Origin of the sequence: Streptomyces afghaniensis (assembly GCF_044327915.1) — a bacterium.
Lineage (GTDB): Bacteria > Actinomycetota > Actinomycetes > Streptomycetales > Streptomycetaceae > Streptomyces > Streptomyces afghaniensis.
Genome location: NZ_JBIRGJ010000001.1, coordinates 189,539 through 207,795 on the forward strand (window position 1 = coordinate 189,539; position 18,257 = coordinate 207,795).

At 70.8% G+C, this 18,257-nt stretch carries 17 protein-coding genes and 1 pseudogene; 16 read left to right on the forward strand and 2 right to left on the reverse strand.

Annotated elements, in window-relative coordinates; genetic code table 11:
* Nucleotides 1-73 precede the first annotated feature (73 nt).
* The 6 genes from ACH4G3_RS00795 (at nt 74) to ACH4G3_RS00820 (ending at nt 5,699) form a co-directional block, all read left to right on the forward strand.
* A complete protein-coding gene (locus ACH4G3_RS00795) occupies nt 74-1,036 on the forward strand; it encodes a carbohydrate ABC transporter permease (RefSeq protein WP_397622411.1) in 963 nt (320 codons plus the stop codon).
* The gene (locus ACH4G3_RS00800) at nt 1,033-1,923 is read left to right on the forward strand and encodes a carbohydrate ABC transporter permease (protein ID WP_397622412.1); all 891 of its coding nucleotides are present in this window, start codon (nt 1,033-1,035) and stop codon (nt 1,921-1,923) included. The genes ACH4G3_RS00795 and ACH4G3_RS00800 overlap by 4 nt, the downstream gene beginning before the upstream one ends.
* On the forward strand, nt 1,920-2,927 hold the full coding sequence (locus ACH4G3_RS00805) for a zinc-dependent alcohol dehydrogenase family protein (protein ID WP_397622413.1): 1,008 nt from the start codon (nt 1,920-1,922) through the stop codon (nt 2,925-2,927). Before ACH4G3_RS00800 ends, ACH4G3_RS00805 begins: the two co-directional genes overlap by 4 nt.
* Nucleotides 2,928-2,953: 26 nt before the next feature.
* Nucleotides 2,954-3,988: a zinc-dependent alcohol dehydrogenase gene (locus ACH4G3_RS00810; protein ID WP_397622414.1), complete on the forward strand. Its 1,035-nt coding sequence runs from the start codon at nt 2,954-2,956 to the stop codon at nt 3,986-3,988.
* 167 nt (nt 3,989-4,155) lie between these two features.
* The gene (locus tag ACH4G3_RS00815; protein ID WP_397622415.1) at nt 4,156-4,965 is read left to right on the forward strand and encodes a DeoR/GlpR family DNA-binding transcription regulator; all 810 of its coding nucleotides are present in this window, start codon (nt 4,156-4,158) and stop codon (nt 4,963-4,965) included.
* Nucleotides 4,962-5,699 carry an HAD family hydrolase gene (locus tag ACH4G3_RS00820; RefSeq protein ID WP_397622416.1) on the forward strand — a complete coding sequence of 246 codons (738 nt, stop codon included), beginning with the start codon at nt 4,962-4,964 and terminating at the stop codon, nt 5,697-5,699. The genes ACH4G3_RS00815 and ACH4G3_RS00820 overlap by 4 nt, the downstream gene beginning before the upstream one ends.
* A 46-nt stretch (nt 5,700-5,745) precedes the next feature.
* Here ACH4G3_RS00820 and ACH4G3_RS00825 read toward each other — a convergent pair whose 3' ends face one another.
* A complete protein-coding gene (locus ACH4G3_RS00825) occupies nt 5,746-6,627 on the reverse strand; it encodes a helix-turn-helix domain-containing protein (protein ID WP_397622417.1) in 882 nt (293 codons plus the stop codon).
* 171 nt (nt 6,628-6,798) lie between these two features.
* Here ACH4G3_RS00825 and ACH4G3_RS00830 point away from each other — a divergent pair, with 171 nt between their 5' ends.
* The 10 genes and pseudogenes from ACH4G3_RS00830 (at nt 6,799) to ACH4G3_RS00875 (ending at nt 17,138) form a co-directional block, all read left to right on the forward strand.
* A complete protein-coding gene (locus ACH4G3_RS00830) occupies nt 6,799-7,815 on the forward strand; it encodes a zinc-dependent alcohol dehydrogenase family protein (RefSeq protein WP_397622418.1) in 1,017 nt (338 codons plus the stop codon).
* An 85-nt stretch (nt 7,816-7,900) separates the two neighbouring features.
* Nucleotides 7,901-8,584 (forward strand): SDR family NAD(P)-dependent oxidoreductase, encoded by a 684-nt coding sequence (locus ACH4G3_RS00835; protein ID WP_397622419.1) that lies wholly within the window; start codon nt 7,901-7,903, stop codon nt 8,582-8,584.
* Nucleotides 8,581-9,117, forward strand: a complete 537-nt coding sequence (locus ACH4G3_RS00840; protein ID WP_397622420.1) for a cyclophilin-like fold protein — start codon at nt 8,581-8,583, stop codon at nt 9,115-9,117. Before ACH4G3_RS00835 ends, ACH4G3_RS00840 begins: the two co-directional genes overlap by 4 nt.
* Nucleotides 9,118-9,285: 168 nt before the next feature.
* A pseudogene (locus ACH4G3_RS00845) lies at nt 9,286-10,543 on the forward strand (MFS transporter).
* Nucleotides 10,544-10,578: 35 nt separating this feature from the next.
* The gene (locus ACH4G3_RS00850) at nt 10,579-11,346 is read left to right on the forward strand and encodes an SDR family NAD(P)-dependent oxidoreductase (protein WP_397622421.1); all 768 of its coding nucleotides are present in this window, start codon (nt 10,579-10,581) and stop codon (nt 11,344-11,346) included.
* A 36-nt stretch (nt 11,347-11,382) separates the two neighbouring features.
* Entirely contained in the window at nt 11,383-11,796 is a 414-nt protein-coding gene (locus ACH4G3_RS00855; RefSeq protein WP_397622422.1) for a (R)-mandelonitrile lyase, read from the forward strand.
* 301 nt (nt 11,797-12,097) lie between these two features.
* Entirely contained in the window at nt 12,098-12,748 is a 651-nt protein-coding gene (locus ACH4G3_RS00860; RefSeq protein WP_397622423.1) for a (2Fe-2S)-binding protein, read from the forward strand.
* 13 nt (nt 12,749-12,761) lie between these two features.
* The gene (locus tag ACH4G3_RS00865) at nt 12,762-13,742 is read left to right on the forward strand and encodes an FAD binding domain-containing protein (protein ID WP_397622424.1); all 981 of its coding nucleotides are present in this window, start codon (nt 12,762-12,764) and stop codon (nt 13,740-13,742) included.
* The gene (locus ACH4G3_RS00870) at nt 13,739-15,934 is read left to right on the forward strand and encodes a xanthine dehydrogenase family protein molybdopterin-binding subunit (protein ID WP_397622425.1); all 2,196 of its coding nucleotides are present in this window, start codon (nt 13,739-13,741) and stop codon (nt 15,932-15,934) included. Before ACH4G3_RS00865 ends, ACH4G3_RS00870 begins: the two co-directional genes overlap by 4 nt.
* Before the next feature lie 73 nt (nt 15,935-16,007).
* Nucleotides 16,008-17,138 carry an XdhC family protein gene (locus ACH4G3_RS00875; protein ID WP_397622426.1) on the forward strand — a complete coding sequence of 377 codons (1,131 nt, stop codon included), beginning with the start codon at nt 16,008-16,010 and terminating at the stop codon, nt 17,136-17,138.
* Nucleotides 17,139-17,247: 109 nt separating this feature from the next.
* Here the strand turns inward: ACH4G3_RS00875 and ACH4G3_RS00880 are convergent, their stop codons facing one another.
* Nucleotides 17,248-18,234: an aldo/keto reductase gene (locus tag ACH4G3_RS00880; protein ID WP_397622427.1), complete on the reverse strand. Its 987-nt coding sequence runs from the start codon at nt 18,232-18,234 to the stop codon at nt 17,248-17,250.
* Nucleotides 18,235-18,257 lie beyond the last annotated feature (23 nt).

Genomic DNA, 18,257 nt, shown 5'->3' on the forward strand with positions numbered 1-18,257 from the left:
GTGCCCGGCCGGCCTCGGCGTCGGCCGGGCGCCGCTTCCCCGCCCCCGGCCTTCACCGGCAGAGGAACCATTCATGACCACGCTCACCGCACCCCCCAAGACAGCACCCCCGCCCGTCCGTCCCCGGAAGTCCTCGGGCGCGGCGGCCAAGTGGAAGCGCCGCATCCCGCTGCTGCCCGCGCTGATTTTCACCATCGTCGTCACGCAGCTGCCTTTCGTGGCCACGTTGATCATCTCCACGTTCCAGTGGAACATCCTCAAGCCGGGCGAGAGGCACTTCGTCGGTCTGTCCAACTTCTCGTTCGTCTTCACCGACGAGCGGCTGCGCACGGCCGTGCTCAACACCGTCGTGCTCACCGCGTCGGTGGTGATCATCAGTGTGATCCTCGGACTCGGTCTGGCGATGCTCCTCGACCGCCGCTTCGCCGGCCGCGGGCTGGCGCGCACGCTGCTCATCGCCCCGTTCCTGGTCATGCCGGTCGCGGCGGCGCTGCTGTGGAAGCACGCCATCTACAACCCCGACTACGGACTGCTCAACGGCACCCTCAACGCCGTCTACCGGTTGTTCGGCGCGGACAACGGCCCCACGGTCGACTGGATCTCCTCCTACCCGATGCCCGCCGTCGTGGTGTCGCTGGTCTGGCAGTGGACCCCGTTCATGATGCTGATCCTCCTGGCCGGCCTGCAGGCGCAGCCCGGTGACGTCCTGGAGGCGGCCCGCATGGACGGCGCCTCCGCGCTGCAGACCTTCCGCCACATCACGCTGCCGCACCTGCGCCAGTACATCGAGCTGGGCGTCCTGCTCGGCACGATCTACGTCGTGCAGACCTTCGACGCGGTCTTCACCATCACCCAGGGCGGCCCCGGTTCCCGGACCACCAATCTGCCCTACGAGATCTACCTGACCATGTTCCGCAAGTACGAGTACGGCGAGGCAGCCGCCGCCGGTGTCGTCGTCGTCCTCGGCGCGTTCGTCATCGCGACCTTCGCGCTGCGCACCATCGCGTCGCTGTTCCGCGAGGAGGTATCCCGATGACCACCGCTCACGCAGCAGTCGCCGCGCCCGGGGCGAAGTTCACAAAGCTCTTCCGCCGCAGGGAGGACCGGGGCGGTGAGCCCCGGCTCTCTCCCCTGTGGACCTTCGTCGCCTGGCTCGCCACCCTGGCGTTCTTCGCGCCGGTGGCCTGGATGGTGCTCACCTCCTTCCACCAGGAGGCCGACGCGGCCACCAATCCGCCCACCCCCTTCGCCGCCGTCACCTTCGACCAGTACAAACTCCTCTTCAGCCGGGACATCACCCCCTTCCTCCTCAACTCGGCCATGGCCAGCGTCCTTTCCACGATCCTGGTCCTCGCCCTGGCGGTGCCGGCGGCCTACGCCCTGTCCATCAAGCCGGTCGAGAAGTGGACCGACGTGATGTTCTTCTTCCTGTCCACCAAGTTCCTCCCGGCCATCGCGGCCCTGCTGCCGGTGTACCTGATCGTCAAGGACGCCGGGATGCTGGACAACGTGTGGACGCTGGTCATCCTCTACACCGCCATGAACCTCCCGATCGCGGTATGGATGATGCGTTCCTTCCTCGCCGAGGTCCCCAAGGAGATCCTGGAAGCGGCCGAGGTCGACGGCGCGGGCCTGCTCACCGTCCTGTGGCGGGTCGTCGCACCCGTCGCCATGCCCGGACTCGCCGCCACCTCGCTGATCTGCTTCATCTTCAGCTGGAACGAGTTCATGTTCGCCGTGAACCTCACCGCCACGCAGGCGTCCACCGCGCCGGTGTTCCTGGTCGGCTTCATCACCAACGAGGGCCTGTTCCTCGCCCGGCTGTGCGCGGCGGCCACCCTGGTCTCGCTGCCCGTCCTCATCGCCGGTTTCGCCGCCCAGGACAAGCTCGTCCGCGGTCTCTCCCTGGGAGCCGTCAAGTGAAGGCAGCCGTCATCACCCAGCCCGGCAGCGTCGAGATCGCCACGGTCGATGACCCCGCTCCCGGCCCGCGCGAGGTCGTCGTCGAGGTCGCGGCCACCGGGCTGTGCGGCACAGATCTGCACATCCTCCAGGGGGAGTTCGCCCCGAAACTGCCCATCATCCCCGGCCACGAGTTCGCCGGGGAGGTCGTGGGCCGCGGCAGCGAGGTCACCGAACTCGCGCTCGGCGACCAGGTCGCCGTGGACCCGTCGCTGTACTGCTTCGAGTGCCACTACTGCCGCCTCGGCCACAACAACCTCTGCGAACGCTGGGCCGCCATCGGCGTCACCCACCCGGGCGCCGCCGCCGAGTACGCCGTGGCGCCCGCCGCCAACTGCGTACGACTGCCCGACCACGTGGACGCCCAGGACGCGGCCCTGATCGAGCCGCTGTCCTGCGCGGTGCGCGGCTACGACGTCCTGCGCAGCCGCCTCGCCTCCCGCGTGCTCGTCTACGGCGCCGGAACCATGGGCCTGATGATGCTCCAGCTCGCCAAGGCCACCGGCGCCGCGAGCGTCGACGTCGTCGACATCAACGCCGAACGCCTGGCCACGGCAGGGCAGTTGGGCTGCTCCGCCGGTGCCGCGTCCGCCGATGAGCTCGACCGGCCGCCCTACGGCTGGGACCTGGTCGTCGACGCCACCGGCAACGCGCAAGCCATCCAGGACGCCCTCGGCCGGGTGGGCAGAGGCGGTACGTACCTGCAGTTCGGGGTCGCCGACTACGCCGCCCGGGCCACCATCGAGCCGTACCGGATCTACAACCAGGAGATCACGATCACCGGCTCCATGGCGGTCCTGCACAGCTTCGAACGTGCCGCGGACCTCTTCGCCACCGGTGTCATCGACCCGCGCGTCTTCATCAGTGACCGCCTTCCCCTGGCGGCGTTCCCGGACGCGGTCGCCCGCTTCCAGGCAGGCAGCGGCCGCAAGATCCAGATCCAGCCCGGCCTCGCCACCGCGTGAACGCCCGAACCGAACGGAACCCCCACATGACCGAGCAGATCCGCCGCGTTCTCGTCCGCTCCCTCGACGACATCACCCTCGAGGAGGTGCCCGCACCCGTCCCCGGGGACGACGAACTCCTGGTGCGTACCACCGTCGTCGGCGTGTGCGGCTCCGACACCCATGCGGCGGCCGGCCACCACCCCTTCATCGACCTGCCCTACCGCCCCGGCCACGAGGCGGTCGGTGTAGTCGCCGCGGCAGGGAAGGGAGCCGAGGACTTCACGCCCGGAGACCGGGTGATCATCGAGCCCAACCTGTACTGCGGCCGGTGCCCCCAGTGCCGCTCCGGCCGCTACAACATCTGCCAGGAGCTGAAGGTGTTCGGCTGCCAGACACCCGGCGCCATGGCCGACCTGTTCACCATCGCGGCCGACCGCGTCCACCGCGTTCCCTACGGCATGACCGACATCGAGGCCGCCCTCGTCGAACCCCTGGCCACCCCGGTGCACGCCGTGGCGAAGGCAGGTGACCTCACCGGACGCACGGTCGTCGTGCTCGGAGCCGGGCCGATCGGTCTGCTCGTCCTCGCCGCCGCCCGGCACGCCGGTGCCGCCAGGATCGCCGTCACCGACCTGCTGCCGGGCAAGAGGGACCGCGCCCTGCGTCTGGGAGCCGACACGGCCCTGCCCGCCGACGTCACCGACCTCGCCGACCAGGCCCATGCGGCGCTCGGCGGACCGGCCGACGTGGTCTTCGACTGCGTGGCGCGCGAACAGTCCATCGCCCAGGCCACCGACCTGGTCACCAAGGGCGGCACGATCATCGTCGTCGGCGTCGGCGCCGCCGGCACCACCCCGGTCCGCCTCGACCTGGTCCAGGACCGGGAGATCCGCATCGAGGGCACGCTGATGTACACCGGCGACGACTACCGCACCGCGATGTCCCTGATCTCGTCCGGTGCCGTCGACACCGCCGAGATCGTCACCGCCACCTACCCGCTTCAGGACGCCGCCAAGGCTTTCGCCGCATCCGTCGACCCCGAACAGGTCAAGGTGCTGGTCACGGTGGACGGACCGTAGCCCACGGCCCCACGCAGACAGGGATTGCAGACATGGACGCGGACACGCACGTCGTACGGAGCAGCCGTCGCACGGCCGGCCCGAGGGCCGCGAGCCGGACGGACCCGGCCCCGCACCGGCCTGTGTGGGAAACTGCGAGACCGGAGCGAGCGGGAAGGAGGGGCGCCGTGACCGCCCGTACGCGACTGTCACAGGCGGCCGTCGAGGAGCGGCGCCAGGCCGTGCTGCGGTACGTCGCCGACCATGGCGAGACCCGCATCGACGACCTCGCCCGGCACTTCGACGTCAGTCTGATGACGATGCACCGGGACCTGGACGACCTCGCCGGGCGGCATCTGCTGCGCAAGGAGCGCGGGCGGGCCGTCGCGTTCCCCGCGCTCACCATGGAGACGGCCACCCGTTTCCGGGAGAACAGCGCCCTCGCGGCCAAGAACGCGCTCTGCGCGGCCGTCGCCGGCCGGATCAGCCCGGGCAGCACCGTGCTCATGGAGGACTCGACCACCCTGTTCCCCCTGGTCCCGGCGCTGGCGGAGGTGGATCAGCTGCACGTCGTCACCAACTCGGTCGGCCTCGCGCAGCGCCTCGGATCCGCCGCCCCCGGGGTGAACGTCACCCTGCTGGGCGGCCACTACCGCGGCGACTTCAACTCCTGCACCGGCCCCACCGTCACCCGCGCCCTGGCCCACATGAGGGCCGAGCTCGCCCTGATGTCCGCCACCGCCGTTCTGGAAGGTCGCCTCTTCCACCCCCTGAACGACTACGTCGAGGTGAAGCGGGCCATGCTCGCCTCCGCCGAACAGGCGCTGCTCCTGGTGGACCACTCGAAGTTCGGCAAGACCGCCACGTACGCGTACGGCACCGTGGCCGACTACCACACCGTCATCACCGACACCGCCACCCCCGACGCGGAACTCGCGGCCATACGCGACCTCGGAGTCCCCGTCGAGACGGTCGAACCCGAAGAGCCTTCCCAGTGACCCGCACCCTCTTCGAAACCCCGAGCGCCTACCGCCCAAGCGACGCCGAGATGGCGGCGCCGGTGCCTCCGGTCCAGGCCGTCCTGTTCGACTTCAGCAACACCATCTTCCAGATGATCGACCTGGAGACGTGGCTGCGCCGGGTCGGCTCCGCCGCCGGCCGCCTTGCTGTGCTGGACGAGCCCGGCGCGGTGGCCAAGATCTCCGAGCAGTTGCGCGCCGCCTTCCGGCTGCCCTCCGTCGCAGCCCTCCAGGAAGGCCGTGACCTCTCTTCCGAACGGCACCGCCGCGCCATGTGGGGATGGTGGGAGCAGGTGGACTTCCTATGCGGCGCGGAGGAGGCGGCCTACCGGGAGCTCACCGCTCCGGACGCCTGGGTTCCCTATCCCGACACCGAACCGGTCCTGCGTGCCCTGCACCAGCGCGGACTGCGCGTCGGCATCGTCAGCGACTTCGCCTGGGACCTGCGCACCCACCTCGCCCACCACGGGCTGGACGCCTTGATCGACACCTGCGTGATCTCCTACGAACAGGGCCGGGAAAAGCCCGACCCACAGCTGTTCCTCAAAGCCTGCGCCGGCCTCGGCGTGGACCCCCGCGCCACCCTGATGGTCGGCGACAACCCGGTCCGCGACGGCGGCGCGGCCGCCTGCGGACTGCGCACCTACATCCTGCCGGCGGAACACCGCACGGGAGAGCGCGGCCTGATGGACGTGCAGCGGCTCGTGATCTGAGCCTGACAGCCCCTTCCCACCACCTTCGTGGCGCGGCCCGTCGCGGTCAGCTGACGGGGGAGGAGGCCGGCAGGTCCTGGTCGGTGGCCCAGGAGGCCAGGATGCGCAGCCGCTCGTGGGTGGGGGAGCCGGGCGCGGCGGTCCAGACGGTGAGGTGCTGGTCGGGGTCGGTGTTGGCGGTGAGGGTGTCCCAGTCCAGGACGAGTTCGCCGACGACCGGATGGTTGAGGGTCTTCGTGCCCACGGTGCGGGCGGCGACGTGGTGATCGCCCCACCAGCGGGCGAACTGCTTGTCGCGCATGGACAGTTCACCGACCAGCTCGATCAGACGCGGGTCTTCCGGATACTTCGCGGCCTCCATGCGCAGTTGGGCGACGGCGATGTGCGCGGAGCTCTCCCAGTCCGCGTACAGGGTGCGCATGGCGGGGTCCGTGAAGATGATCCGTGGGTAGTTGCGGTGCTTTTCCGGGAGGCGGGAGAAGTCGGTGACCAGGGCGGCGGCCAGCGCGTTCCAGGCAAGAATGTCCCCGCGCCTGCCCTGCACGATGGCCGGAGTGGCGGTGAGGTCGTCCAGGACCCGCTGCAACTGTGGCTGGACCTTCTGCCGGCCGCGGCGCCGGGTGCGGGTGGTGGTCTTGCCGGCGAGCTGGAAGAGGTAGCCCCGCTCGTCGTCGTCCAGATGGAGCACCCGGGCGAGGACGTCCAGCACGGGCGCCGACGCCTGCATACGGCCCTGTTCCAGACGCGTGTAGTAGTCAGTGCTGATATTGGCCAGCTGAGCGACCTCCTCGCGGCGCAGCCCCTCCACCCGGCGGGGCCTGTCGGTCTCGGGCAGACCGACCGTGCGGGGGCTCAGCTCCGAGCGCCGCTTCTTGAGGAATTCTCCCAGCTCATTGAGGGGGACGTTGGCGGTCATGCTTCCCAGCATGACACCCATCGCACCTGCGTAAGGGGGGAGAATTTCCTCCCCGGATGTTTCCCTCCCGGGATACTTCTCTCCGCTTTTCGCGCCTGTCCTCGGGTGTGAGGCTCGACCGTGAGCAGTCGTGTTCCTCACCACGGCTGCGGTCCACAGACCCCGCACTGAAGGAAGCACCCCATGCGCGGAGCAGTCATCCACGCCCCCGGCGACGTGCGCCTCGAGAACCTCGACGACCCGAAGATCATTGAGCCGACCGACGCGGTGATCCGTACGGTCGCCACCTGTGTGTGCGGCTCGGACCTCTGGCCGTATCGCGGTCTCGAGCCGGTCGGCGACCCGCACCCGATGGGGCACGAGTACGTCGGCATCGTCGAGGACGTGGGCAGCGAGGTCGCGAACGTCGCGCCGGGCCAGTTCGTGGTCGGTTCCTTCGCCACCTCCGACAACACCTGCGTGAACTGCCGGAACGGCTGGCAGTCCTCCTGTCTGAACCGCGAGTTCATGAGCACCTGCCAGGCCGAGTACGTGCGCATCCCCAACGCCCACGGCACCCTGGTCGCCACGGACGAGCACCCGGACGCCGAGATGGTGCCCAGCCTGCTCGCCGTGTCCGACGTGATGGGCACCGGCTGGTACGCCGCCCTCGCCGCCGAGGTGAAGCCCGGCTCGACGGCCGTCGTGGTCGGTGACGGTGCGGTCGGCCTGTGCGGTGTCATCGCCGCGAAGGAACTGGGTGCGGAGCGGATCATCGCCATGTCCCGTCACGCGTCCCGCCAGAAGCTCGCCCTGGACTTCGGCGCCACCGACATCGTGGCCGAGCGCGGCGACGAAGGCATCGCTCGCGTCAAGGACCTCACCGGCGGCATCGGCGCCGACAGCGTGCTGGAGTGCGTCGGCACCGCGGATTCGATGCGGCAGGCCCTGCACTCCACCCGCCCCGGCGGCAACGTCGGCTTCGTCGGCGTCCCGCACGAGGTGGCCGTCGACGGCGAGGAACTGTTCTTCTCCCACGTCGGCCTGCGCGGCGGCCCCGCCCCCGTGCGCCGCTACCTGCCCGACCTGATCGACCGCGTCCTGACCGGCCGCATCGACCCGGGCAAGGTCTTCGACCTCAGCCTGTCCCTGGACCAGGTCGCCGAGGGTTACCGGGCGATGGACGAGCGCCGCGCCGTCAAGGCCCTGCTCAAGCCCTGAGCGCGGCCGCGTCCACACCCGGGGCCGCACCGAGGCGGTGCGGCCACAGGGACGGCAACCACCTCCGCCCACACAAGGACTGACCATGACGACCTTCGCCCTCGTCGGCGCCGGCCCCGGTCTCGGGCTGGCCACCGCCCGCCGCTTCGGAACCGCCGGCCACGCCGTCGCCCTCATCGCCCGCGACGCGGAGAAGCTGGACGGCCTGACGGCCGACCTCGCCCGTGACGGCATCCAGGCGCGCGGCTACACGGCCGACGTCCTCGACATCGAGTCCCTGACCGCGGCCCTGCACGCAGCCGCGGCCGACCTGGGGCCCGTCGAGATCCTCCAGTACAGCCCCGTTCCCCAGGCCCACTTCATGAAGCCGGTCCTCGACACCAGCGCCGACGACCTCGACGCCCCGCTCGCCTTCTCCGTCAAGGGCCCTGTCACCGCGGTGCACGCCGTCCTGCCCGGCATGCGCCAACTCGGCCGCGGCACGCTGCTGTTCGTCAACGGCTCCAGCGCCGTACGTCCCAACCCGAAGGTCGCCGGCACCTCGATCGCCTTCGCCGCCGAGAGCGCCTACGCCCGCATGCTTCACGACGCGCTCGCCCCGGAGAACATCCACGCCGCCCAGCTGATCATCCCCGGAGCCATCCGGCCCGAAGCCGAGCACAGCAGTCCCGACGCCCTGGCCCAGCGCCTGTACGCCATCCACACCGACCGGGACGGCTTCCGCCACTACTCCGAGCCTCTGCCCGACCAGCCACAGGACGACCGGTGAATCCCGCCCCCTTTCGCGCTCTCCCCCGTGTGGTCCCGGCCGCCGCCCTGCTGCTGGTCATGACCGCCTGCACCGACGATCCCCCGCCCTCCTCCGCAGCCTCCTCCTCCGCCTCCTCCGAGCCCGCGTCGCCGCAGGCTTCGACGGCCCCGGCAGCCACCGCACCGACCGGCAGGACAACCGCGATGAACATCCGGCTCACCCTCGACGGCCACCGCATCGCCGCCACCCTGAACGACAGCCCCACCGCCCGCGACTTCGCCGCCCAGCTCCCCCTGACACTCTCCCTGAGCGACCTCAACCAGGCCGAGAAGGTCGCCGATCTGCCCCGGAAGCTGTCCACCTCCGGCGCCCCGGAAGGCGCCGATCCCGAGGTCGGCGACCTGGCGTACTACGCCCCATGGAACCAGCTCGCCACCTACTACCGCGACGCCCCCTACGCGACCGGCCTGGTGATTCTCGGGCACATGGCCGACGGCGGCGCCGAGCGGCTCGCCACCGCCGACGAGATCACCATCGAAGCCGCGCCCTGACCCGCCCCACTGCTCACCCGTGCACGAAGGGGGGAGGAGATTCTCCCCTTTTCGTCCGGTTCGCCGCATGGAACCGTCGAAGACGTGGCCGCGCCGTCCACTGTCCGCCGCGACGGCTTCAGCCGCCACCATGATCCCCCGATTTCCACGCAAGGAGAGACCACACGTATGCCTTCCGCGTCCGGGACGACCCCCGGCAAGCTCCCCTTCGTCGTCTGGGTGCTCGCCGCCGGCACGTTCCTGATGGGGACCACCGAGTTCGTCGTCGCCGGCCTGCTGCCGGAGCTGGCCGGTGACCTCGGTGTCAGCGTCTCCCACGCCGGCCTGCTGATCACCGCCTTCGCCATCGGCATGATCGTCGGCGCGCCCACCATGGCCATGGCGACCCTGCGGCTTCCGCAGCGCCTGACGCTGATCCTGGCCCTGTCCGTGTTCTGCCTCGGCCATCTCGTCGCCGCCCTCAGCACGTCCTTCACGATCGTCCTCGCCGCCCGCGTCGTCACGGCCCTGGCCACCGGAGCGTTCTGGTCCGTCGGCTTCGTCGTCGCCACCACCGCCGCAGGCCCGCACAACGCAACGCGCGCCACGGGCGTCATGATCGGCGGCCTGACCCTGGCCAACGTCGTCGGCGTGCCGATCGGCTCGTTCGCCGGCCAGTTCACCGGCTGGCGCGGCCCCTTCTGGGCCCTGGCCGTCCTCTCCGGGCTCGCCGCCGTGTTCATCGGCCGCTTCATCCCGGCCCGGGAGCAGCGAGTCGAGGTGTCCATCCGGGCCGAGGTCGGGGCGCTGCGGCAGGGCCGGCTGTGGCTGGCGCTCGGCGCCGCGATGCTGATCATGGGCGGCGTCCTGGCGACGTACACCTATGTCACGCCGCTGCTGACCGACCGCGCGGGCATCCCCGCAGGCGCCGTACCGCTCGTCCTCATCGCCTTCGGCGGTCGGCGCCCTGGGCGGCACCACCACGGGCGGCCGCCTGGGCGACCGACGTCCGATGGCGACCACGATCACGGCCGCCGCGGCTACGGCTCTGATCCTGTTCCTGATGATCCCGCTGTCCGGCAATCCGGTGACAGCGACCCTCCTGGTCTTCCTCATGGGCCTGACCGGCTTCACGGTCAACCCGGTCGTCACCGCCCTCGCCATGCGCTTCGCGGGTGATGCCCCCACTCTCACCTCGGCGCTGACCACGTCCGCCTTCAACACCGGCATCGCCGCCGGTTCGGCGATCGCCGGTACGGCCCTGGACTCCTCCCTCGGCCTGACCGGCCCGCCTCTGGTCGGCACCGTCATCGCCGCCCTGACGCTGCTGCCGCTGATCGCCCTCGCCGTTCACGGCCCGTCCCACAAGGGCCGGATCGTGGCCCGGAGCAGCGCTCCCGCGCAACGGCGACACGACGAACCCGCGCAGGTGCCGTCGCAGCACTGACCGCCACATCGTGCCACCTGAAGGGACAACGCCCCGTGAATCCCACCTACGACTTCAACGGCCAGGTCGCCCTCGTCACCGGGGCCGGCGCCGGTATGGGGCTGGCGACCGCCCGCGCGTTCGCCCGGTCCGGAGCCGCCGTCGCCCTCACCGACATCGACGAAGCGGCCCTGAACGCTGCCGCGAAGGAACTCACCGACGCCGGCCACCAAGCCCTCGCCCTCACCTGCGACGTCAGCGACGAGGACCAGGTCGCCGCCGCCGTCGACCGCACGGTCGAGACCTTCGGCCGCCTGGACATGGCCTACAACAACGCCGGCATCCAGATCCCGCCCAGCGACGCCGCCGACGAACCCGCCGAGAGGTTCGACCGCGTCAACGCCATCAACCTGCGCGGCGTATGGGCCTGCATGAAGCACGAGCTGCGGCACATGCGCGCACAGGGCAGCGGCGCGATCGTCAACTGCTCCTCCCTGGGCGGCCTGGTCGGCCTGCCCGGCCGCGCCTCCTACCACGCCTCCAAACACGGAGTCATCGGCCTGACGAGCAGCGCGGCACTCGAATACGCCTCCCGAGGCATCCGCATCAACGCCGTCTGCCCGGGCACCATCGACACCCCCATGGTCGGCGACATGATCGCCAAGGGGGAACTCGACCGCGCCGAGGCCGAGGCCAACCAGCCCGTCAACCGGCTCGGCACCGCCGAGGAGATCGCCCAGGCGGTCCTGTGGCTGTGCAGCCCCGGAGCGAGTTTCGTCGTCGGCGTCGCCCTCCCCGTCGACGGCGGCTACGTCGCCCGCTGAAGACAGCCCACCCAGGAATGAGAGCTGAGAGACACCATGGAATTCATCAAGCAGCAGCCCAGCAGCAAGGCCCCGGCGGACTGGTTCACCGGCGACGTGTGGTGGGACGTCATCGTGGCCGGCCAGGAGCCGTCCCGGATGCGCGCCAACCTGGTCCGCTTCTCGCCGGGCGCCCGCACCAACTGGCACTCCCACGCCCTGGGCCAGACCCTGCACGTCGTTTCCGGCATCGCCCTGATCGGCACCCGGGACGGCACCGTCTTCGAGGCCCACCCCGGCGAGACCGTCGCCTGCCCGCCGGACGAGGAACACTGGCACGGTGCTGCCCCCGACCGCTTCATGGAGCACATCGCCCTGTGGGAGGGCACAGGCGACGGCACTCCCGAGACCACGTGGGCCGAGCCGGTCACCGACCAGCACTACAACGGCCGCCGCACCCGCGACCAGTAGCCCCGGTCCATCCAGCGCGCATCCGGGGCTCCCGCAGGACGTCACCGCGTCGCGGGGAGGGCCGCCTGCCTTGCCCGCGCGCACGTGCCCCCGATGACGCCGGTCAGTCGCTCCTGATGGAGCTTCTAAGGGGGGAGGAAAGTCTCCCTGCCACGAGCGGTGCCGGTGGTGCAAGACTCCCCAGGCGACCAGTAGCCGCTGCCGGAGCGCGCGGTTGCCGGCTTTCCCGCGGTGACGACGATCCACTCTCCCGTCCCGCTGATGTGTACCGCCGATCCGTCCGCGATACGAAGGCGTACGTATGTCCACTGAACTCCCCGAACCTTCCGCCCCACCACCCACCGGAGCCGGCGAGTCCTCCCCGGCACCGACTCGGCGCACGTTCATCGCCACCAGCACAGCGGTCGGTGGTGCCGTCGTCGCAGGTGGAGTGATCGGAGGCACGTTCCTCGCCGACCCGGAGGAAGCGAGGGCCGCCGAGAGGCCGCCGTCCAGCCGTGTCTCCCTGACGGTCAACGGCACCCGCCATACCGTGACGGTCGACAACCGCACCTCACTGCTGGACCTGCTCCGCGAGCACCTCGGACTCACGGGCTCCAAGAAGGGCTGCAACGCCGGGGCCTGCGGGGCGTGCACGGTCCTGGTCGACGGGCAGCGGCACAACGCCTGCCTGACGCTCGCGGTGCGTCTGGAGGGAGCCGAGGTCACCACGATCGAGGGCCTGGCCGATGGTGATCAACTGCACCCGCTGCAGCAGGCGTTCATCGAACAGGACGCCTTCCAGTGCGGCTATTGCACCCCCGGACAGATTCTCTCCGGCGTCGGCTGCATCCAGGAGGGCCACACCGGCTCGCCGGAGGAGATCCGGGAGTGGATGAGCGGAAACATCTGCCGCTGCGGCTGCTACGTCAAGATCGTGCGCGCGGTCGAGCAGACCGCGGGCCGGAAGTAAGGAGCGGCCCGCCATGCATCCCTTCTCCTACACCCGCGTCTCCGACACCCGCGAAGCCCTCGACGCTGGTCGCCGCGGCGGGCGTTACATCGCCGGGGGCACCACCCTGGTCGACCTCATGCGTGAGACTGTCGAACGCCCCGAGGCCCTCGTCGACATCACCGGACTGCCGCTGGGCGAGATCACCGTCACCGAGCGCGGGGGCTTGCGCATCGGCGCCCTGGTGACCATGTCCGAGGCCGCCGCCCATCCCAAGGTGCGCACCCTGTATCCCGTCGTCTCCGAGGCGCTGGAGCTGAGCGCGTCGGCCCAGCTGCGGAACATGGCGACCATCGGCGGCAACATCATGCAGCGCACCCGCTGCACGTACTTCCGGGACGTCACCGCCGACTGCAACAAGCGCGAGCCCGGCTCCGGTTGCGCCGCGCTGCACGGCGTCAACCGCACGCACGCCATCCTCGGGACCTCCGACGCCTGTGTGGCCGCGCACCCGTCCGATGCCGCCGTAACCTTCGCGGCACTGGAGGCCCGGGTCCACCTGCTGGGCCCGGACGGAGCACGCCAAGTCCCCTTCGCCGACTTCCTGTTGCGGCCCGGCAGCACCCCACAACGGGAACAGGCCCTGCGTAGAGGTGAGTTGATAACGGCAGTCGAGATCCCCGCTCTCCCGCGCCCGCTCAGGTCCGGCTACCTGAAGGTGCGTGACCGGCAGTCGTACGAGTTCGCCCTGACGTCGGCGGCCGTCGCGCTGCACATACGCGGCGGGGTGATCCGCGAGGCCAAGGTCGCCGCCGGGGGAGTGGGCACGGTGCCCTGGAAGCTGCCCGCCGTCGAGCAGCACCTCCTCGGTGAACGCCCCTCGGGGGCCCTCTGGTCGGCCGCTGCCGCGAAGGCGGCAGAGGGGGCCCGTCCCCTTCAGCACAACCGCTTCAAGGTCGAGCTGCTCAAGCGCACTGTCGAACGCCAGCTGCGCGTCGTAGGAGGTACCAAGTGAGCCCCCAGCCGCAGGCAGCCGTGGGTGCGCCGCTGTCCCGGGTGGACGGCCGGCTGAAGGTCACGGGCAAGGCGCAGTACGCCGCCGAGTTCGATGTCGACGGGGCGGTACACGCCGTCATCGTGGACGCGAGCATCGGCCGCGGGCGTATCACCGGCATCGACACGGGCGCCGCCGAGGCCCAGCCGGGCGTGCTGCGGGTGATCCACCACGGCAACGCACCGAAGCTGCCGTACCGCGACAACGCCGGGTCCAACAACCCGCCCGGGCGCAGGCTCCGCGTGTTCCAGGACGACCGCGTGCTCTTCCACGGCCAGCCGGTCGCCGTCGTGGTCGCCACCACCCTGGAGGCCGCGCAGCACGGCGCGAGCCTGGTGAAGGTCCGCTACGACGCCGAACAGCCCTCCACCGATCTGGACGAGGCGGAGCGGGACGAGCCGACGAACTACGCACGCGGCGATGCGGAAGCGGGCCTGCGCGGCGCTCCCGTACGGCTGGATCTGACATACCGGCTGGCGCGCAACCACCACAACCCGATGGAGCCGCACGCCACCATCGCCCGCTGGGACGGCGACAGGCTCACCGTGTGGGACAAGACCCAGTGGATCGTCGGTACGCACGACGAACTCGCCGCCGTGTTCGACCTGCCCGCAGAGTCGGTGCGCATCATCAACCCGTTCGTCGGCGGCGGCTTCGGCAGCGGGCTGCGCTGCTGGCCGCACACGGTCGTCGCCGCGCTGGCCGCGCGGGTGACGGCACGTCCGGTGAAGCTGGTGCTGAGCCGTCGGCAGATGTACTTCGGCACCGGCTTCCGGCCCTTGTACGAGTACCGGCTGCGCCTCGGCAGCGACCGGCGCGGCCGGCTGACCGCCGCGATCCACGGCATCGACGCCGAGACGTCGTCGTACGAGACGTTCACCGAGGCCGTCATGGCGGCCGGCCAGATGATGTACAGCATGCCCCACGTCAGCCAGGCGTACCGGCAGGTTCCCCTGGACGTGAACACCCCGATCTGGATGCGCGGCCCCGGTCTCGCCACGGCGTCGTTCGCCATCGAGTCGGCCATGGACGAGCTCGCCCACGAACTGGGCGTCGACCCCATCGAGCTGCGCCGGCGCAACGAGCCGTCCGAGGACGAGTCGAACAACCTGCCGTTCTCCACCCGGCGGCTGCGCGAGTGCTACACCGTGGGAGCCCGCGAGTTCGGCTGGCACCGCCGCAACCCGAGGCCCCGCTCCACGCGGGACGGGGACTGGCTGATCGGCCTGGGCATGGCCGCCGGTGTCTACGACCCCGGCCGCTTCCCCGCGCAGGCCCGAGCCCGCCTCGATGCCGACGGCACCGCCGTGGTCGAGACGGCCACCAGCGACATGGGACCGGGTACCTACACCTCCCAGACCCAGGTCGCGGCCGACGCCCTCGGGCTGACCATGCGTACGGTCACCTTCCGGCTCGGCGACTCGCTCTACCCGCCGACCGGCCCGCACGGCGGCTCGGCCACCATGGCCAGCGTCGGCACCGCCGTCCACGACGCCTGCGGCAAGGTCCGCGAGCAGGCGATCAAGCTGGCGGTCGAGGACCGCGAGTCACCGCTGTACGGGGTGGACCCCGGCGATGTGGTGGTGCGCGGCGGACGGCTGCACGTGCGGGGCAATCCGGCGCGCGGCGAGACGTACCGGAGCCTGCTGGCCCGCAACCACCGCACCCATCTCCAGGCGGACGGCTCCTACGCCGGGGCGCCCGAGCCGGCACGGCGCTCCTACCACGCCTACAACGCCACCTTCGCCGAGGTCGCCGTGGACGCGACCCTGGGCCTCGTCCGGGTCAGGCGCATGCTCGGCGTGTACGACGCGGGCCGCATCATCAGTCCCAAGCTCGCCGAGAGCCAGGCGTTCGGCGGCATCGTGGGCGGTATCGGCGCGGCCCTGCTGGAGCACACGGTCACCGACCACCGCGACGGCCGCATCGTCAACGCCAACCTGGCCGACTACCTCGTCCCCGTCAACGCCGACGTCCCCGAGGTCAGGGCGATCTACCTGGACGGCGAGGACAACGACGGCAACGCGCTCGGCGTCAAGGGGCTCGGCGAGGTCGTCCAGGTGGGCGTGGCGGCCGCGATCGGCAACGCGGTCTTCAACGCCACCGGCCGGCGCGTCCGCGAACTGCCCATCACCGCGGAGGCGTTGCTCTGACCTGTGCACTTCGGGCCGACGCAGTGCACACCGCTCGCCTTCCGATCCTGGTCCTGCCGTTGGAGAACTACCGATGCTGAACATCGCGGACACTCTGCACCGCTGGTGCCGCGAGGCACGCCCCTTCGCCCTGGCCACCGTCGTCGGCGTGCACGGCAGTGCCCCTCTGCCGGTCGGTACGTCGGTAGCCGTGGACGAGGACGGCAACGCCGTCGGCAGCATCTCCGGCGGCTGCGTCGAGGGAGCGGTCTACGAGCTGTGCCGACAGGTGCTCCATGACCGGGGCACGCCGCAGCGGGCCTGGTTCGGCTACTCCGACGACGACGCCTTCGCAGTCGGTCTGACCTGCGGCGGCGAACTCGACGTCCTCGTCCAGCGCATCGATCCCGCAGCTCAGCCGCACCTGTCCACGGCCCTCTCCGAGATCGCTCAAGGGCGATCGGTCGCCGTGGCACAGGTCGTGGAGGGCCCGGATCGTCTCCTCGGCTCCACGCTGAGCGTGCTCGGCGGCGGCCATGCCGCCTACGGGCGCGTGGACGGCGGCCCGACGGACCGGGCCGTGGCCGACCGGGCCAGGGCCCTGATGCGGGCGGGCCGCACCGTCCGCATCGACATCGGCGGGCGGGCAGACGAATGCCCTGAACGGCTGTCCGTCCTCGTTCATGTCCATGCGTCCCCGCCGCGCCTGCTGGTCTTCGGTGCCGTCGACTTCGCCGCGGCCCTCAGCCAGGCCGGCCGCTTCCTGGGCTACCACGTCACCGTCTGTGACGCCCGCCCCGTCTTCGCCACTCCCGCCCGCTTCCCGCGCGCGGACGAAGTGGTCGTCGACTGGCCCCACCGCTACCTGGAACGCACCGAGGTGGACGAGCGCACCGCCGTATGCGTCCTCACGCATGACGCCAAGTTCGACATCCCGCTGCTTCGCCTGGCACTCGACCTGCCCCTCGCCTACGTCGGGGCCATGGGCTCCCGGCGCACCCACGACGAGCGCATACGCCGCCTGCGCGAGCAGGGCGTCACGGAGAGCCAGTTGGCCCGGCTGCGTTCCCCCATCGGCCTCGACCTTGGAGCCTCCACACCCGAGGAGACGGCCGTCTCCATCACCGCGGAGATCATCGCCCAGGCCAACCACGGCACGGGCAGACCTCTGACCCGGATCACCGGCCCGATCCACCGGCCGTCGGAGTTGGCGGGCTACCGGTAGGCCGGCCTCACGAACCGACGGGCGGCGACGGGCTGCCCGGGCCAGGACGAGTGCTGCGGGCGGACGACGCGGCATCGGTGCCGCCCGCCCGCAAGCCTTACGTGTCCCCTTACTTGTCGACCAGGGACATGTGGTGCTCGTTGTAGCGGTCGCCCTGCACGCCGATGCGGCTGGCGAGTTTGCCGAGATGGGCCAGTTCGTCGGCGGAGAGCGGCAGTTGAGTGGCGCCGATGTTTTCTTCCACGCGGGACAGGCGTCGTGTTCCGGGGATCGGGACGATCGACGGGTGCTGGGTGAGGAGCCAGGCGAGGGCGACCTGGCCGGGTGAGGCGTCCTTGACCTGGGCCAGCGCCGCGACATGGTCCACGAGAGCCTGGTTCGCCGCGCGGTTCTCCGCCGTGAACCGGGGAATGGTCGTGCGGACGTCGCCGTCCGCGAACGACGTGGACGTGTCGACCGTCCCGGTCAGGAATCCCTTGCCGAGCGGGCTGAACGGCACGAAGCCGATGCCGAGTGCCACGCAGGTGGGCAGCACCTCCGGCTCGGGGTCCCGGGTCCACAGCGAGTACTCGCTCTGCACCGCCGTCACCGGATGTACCGCGTGGGCGCGGCGGATGGTCCGCGCATTGGCCTCCGAGAGCCCGAAGCAGCGCACCTTGCCCTCCTGGACCAGTTCACCCACCGTGCCGGCAACGTCCTCGATCGGCACGTCCGGGTCGACGCGGTGCTGGTAGAACAGGTCGATCGTGTCTGCTCCGAGGCGCCTGAGGGAGGCGTCGGCCACGGCGCGGATCTGTTCGGGACGGCTGTTGAGCCCGGCGGGCGCGCCGTTCTCGATGCGGAAGCCGAACTTGGTGGCGATCACCACCTGGTCGCGCAGCGGTGCGAGAGCTTCTCCCACGAGTTCCTCGTTGACGTACGGGCCGTACACCTCAGCGGTGTCGAAGAACGTGACGCCGCGGTCGACGGCGCCGCGGAGTACGGCGATCATGTCCTTGCGGTCACCGGGGTTCGGGCCGTAGCTCTGGGACATGCCCATGGCGCCGAGCCCGATCGCGGAGACGCGCAGGTCCCGCCCCAGCGTTCGTGTGTGCATCGTGCTCCTCCTTGCCGGTCGAC

What these genes read in the sequence shown, in the direction of transcription:
- ACH4G3_RS00795 (WP_397622411.1), top strand. Translation starts at nt 74, where the DNA reads ATGACCACGCTCACCGCACCCCCCAAGACAGCACCCCCGCCCGTCCGT.
- ACH4G3_RS00800 (WP_397622412.1), top strand. Translation starts at nt 1,033, where the DNA reads ATGACCACCGCTCACGCAGCAGTCGCCGCGCCCGGGGCGAAGTTCACA.
- ACH4G3_RS00810 (WP_397622414.1), top strand. Translation starts at nt 2,954, where the DNA reads ATGACCGAGCAGATCCGCCGCGTTCTCGTCCGCTCCCTCGACGACATC.
- ACH4G3_RS00825 (WP_397622417.1), bottom strand. Translation starts at nt 6,627, where the DNA reads ATGCTGGGAAGCATGACCGCCAACGTCCCCCTCAATGAGCTGGGAGAA.
- ACH4G3_RS00830 (WP_397622418.1), top strand. Translation starts at nt 6,799, where the DNA reads ATGCGCGGAGCAGTCATCCACGCCCCCGGCGACGTGCGCCTCGAGAAC.
- ACH4G3_RS00835 (WP_397622419.1), top strand. Translation starts at nt 7,901, where the DNA reads ATGACGACCTTCGCCCTCGTCGGCGCCGGCCCCGGTCTCGGGCTGGCC.
- ACH4G3_RS00855 (WP_397622422.1), top strand. Translation starts at nt 11,383, where the DNA reads ATGGAATTCATCAAGCAGCAGCCCAGCAGCAAGGCCCCGGCGGACTGG.
- ACH4G3_RS00860 (WP_397622423.1), top strand. Translation starts at nt 12,098, where the DNA reads ATGTCCACTGAACTCCCCGAACCTTCCGCCCCACCACCCACCGGAGCC.
- ACH4G3_RS00865 (WP_397622424.1), top strand. Translation starts at nt 12,762, where the DNA reads ATGCATCCCTTCTCCTACACCCGCGTCTCCGACACCCGCGAAGCCCTC.
- ACH4G3_RS00875 (WP_397622426.1), top strand. Translation starts at nt 16,008, where the DNA reads ATGCTGAACATCGCGGACACTCTGCACCGCTGGTGCCGCGAGGCACGC.
- ACH4G3_RS00880 (WP_397622427.1), bottom strand. Translation starts at nt 18,234, where the DNA reads ATGCACACACGAACGCTGGGGCGGGACCTGCGCGTCTCCGCGATCGGG.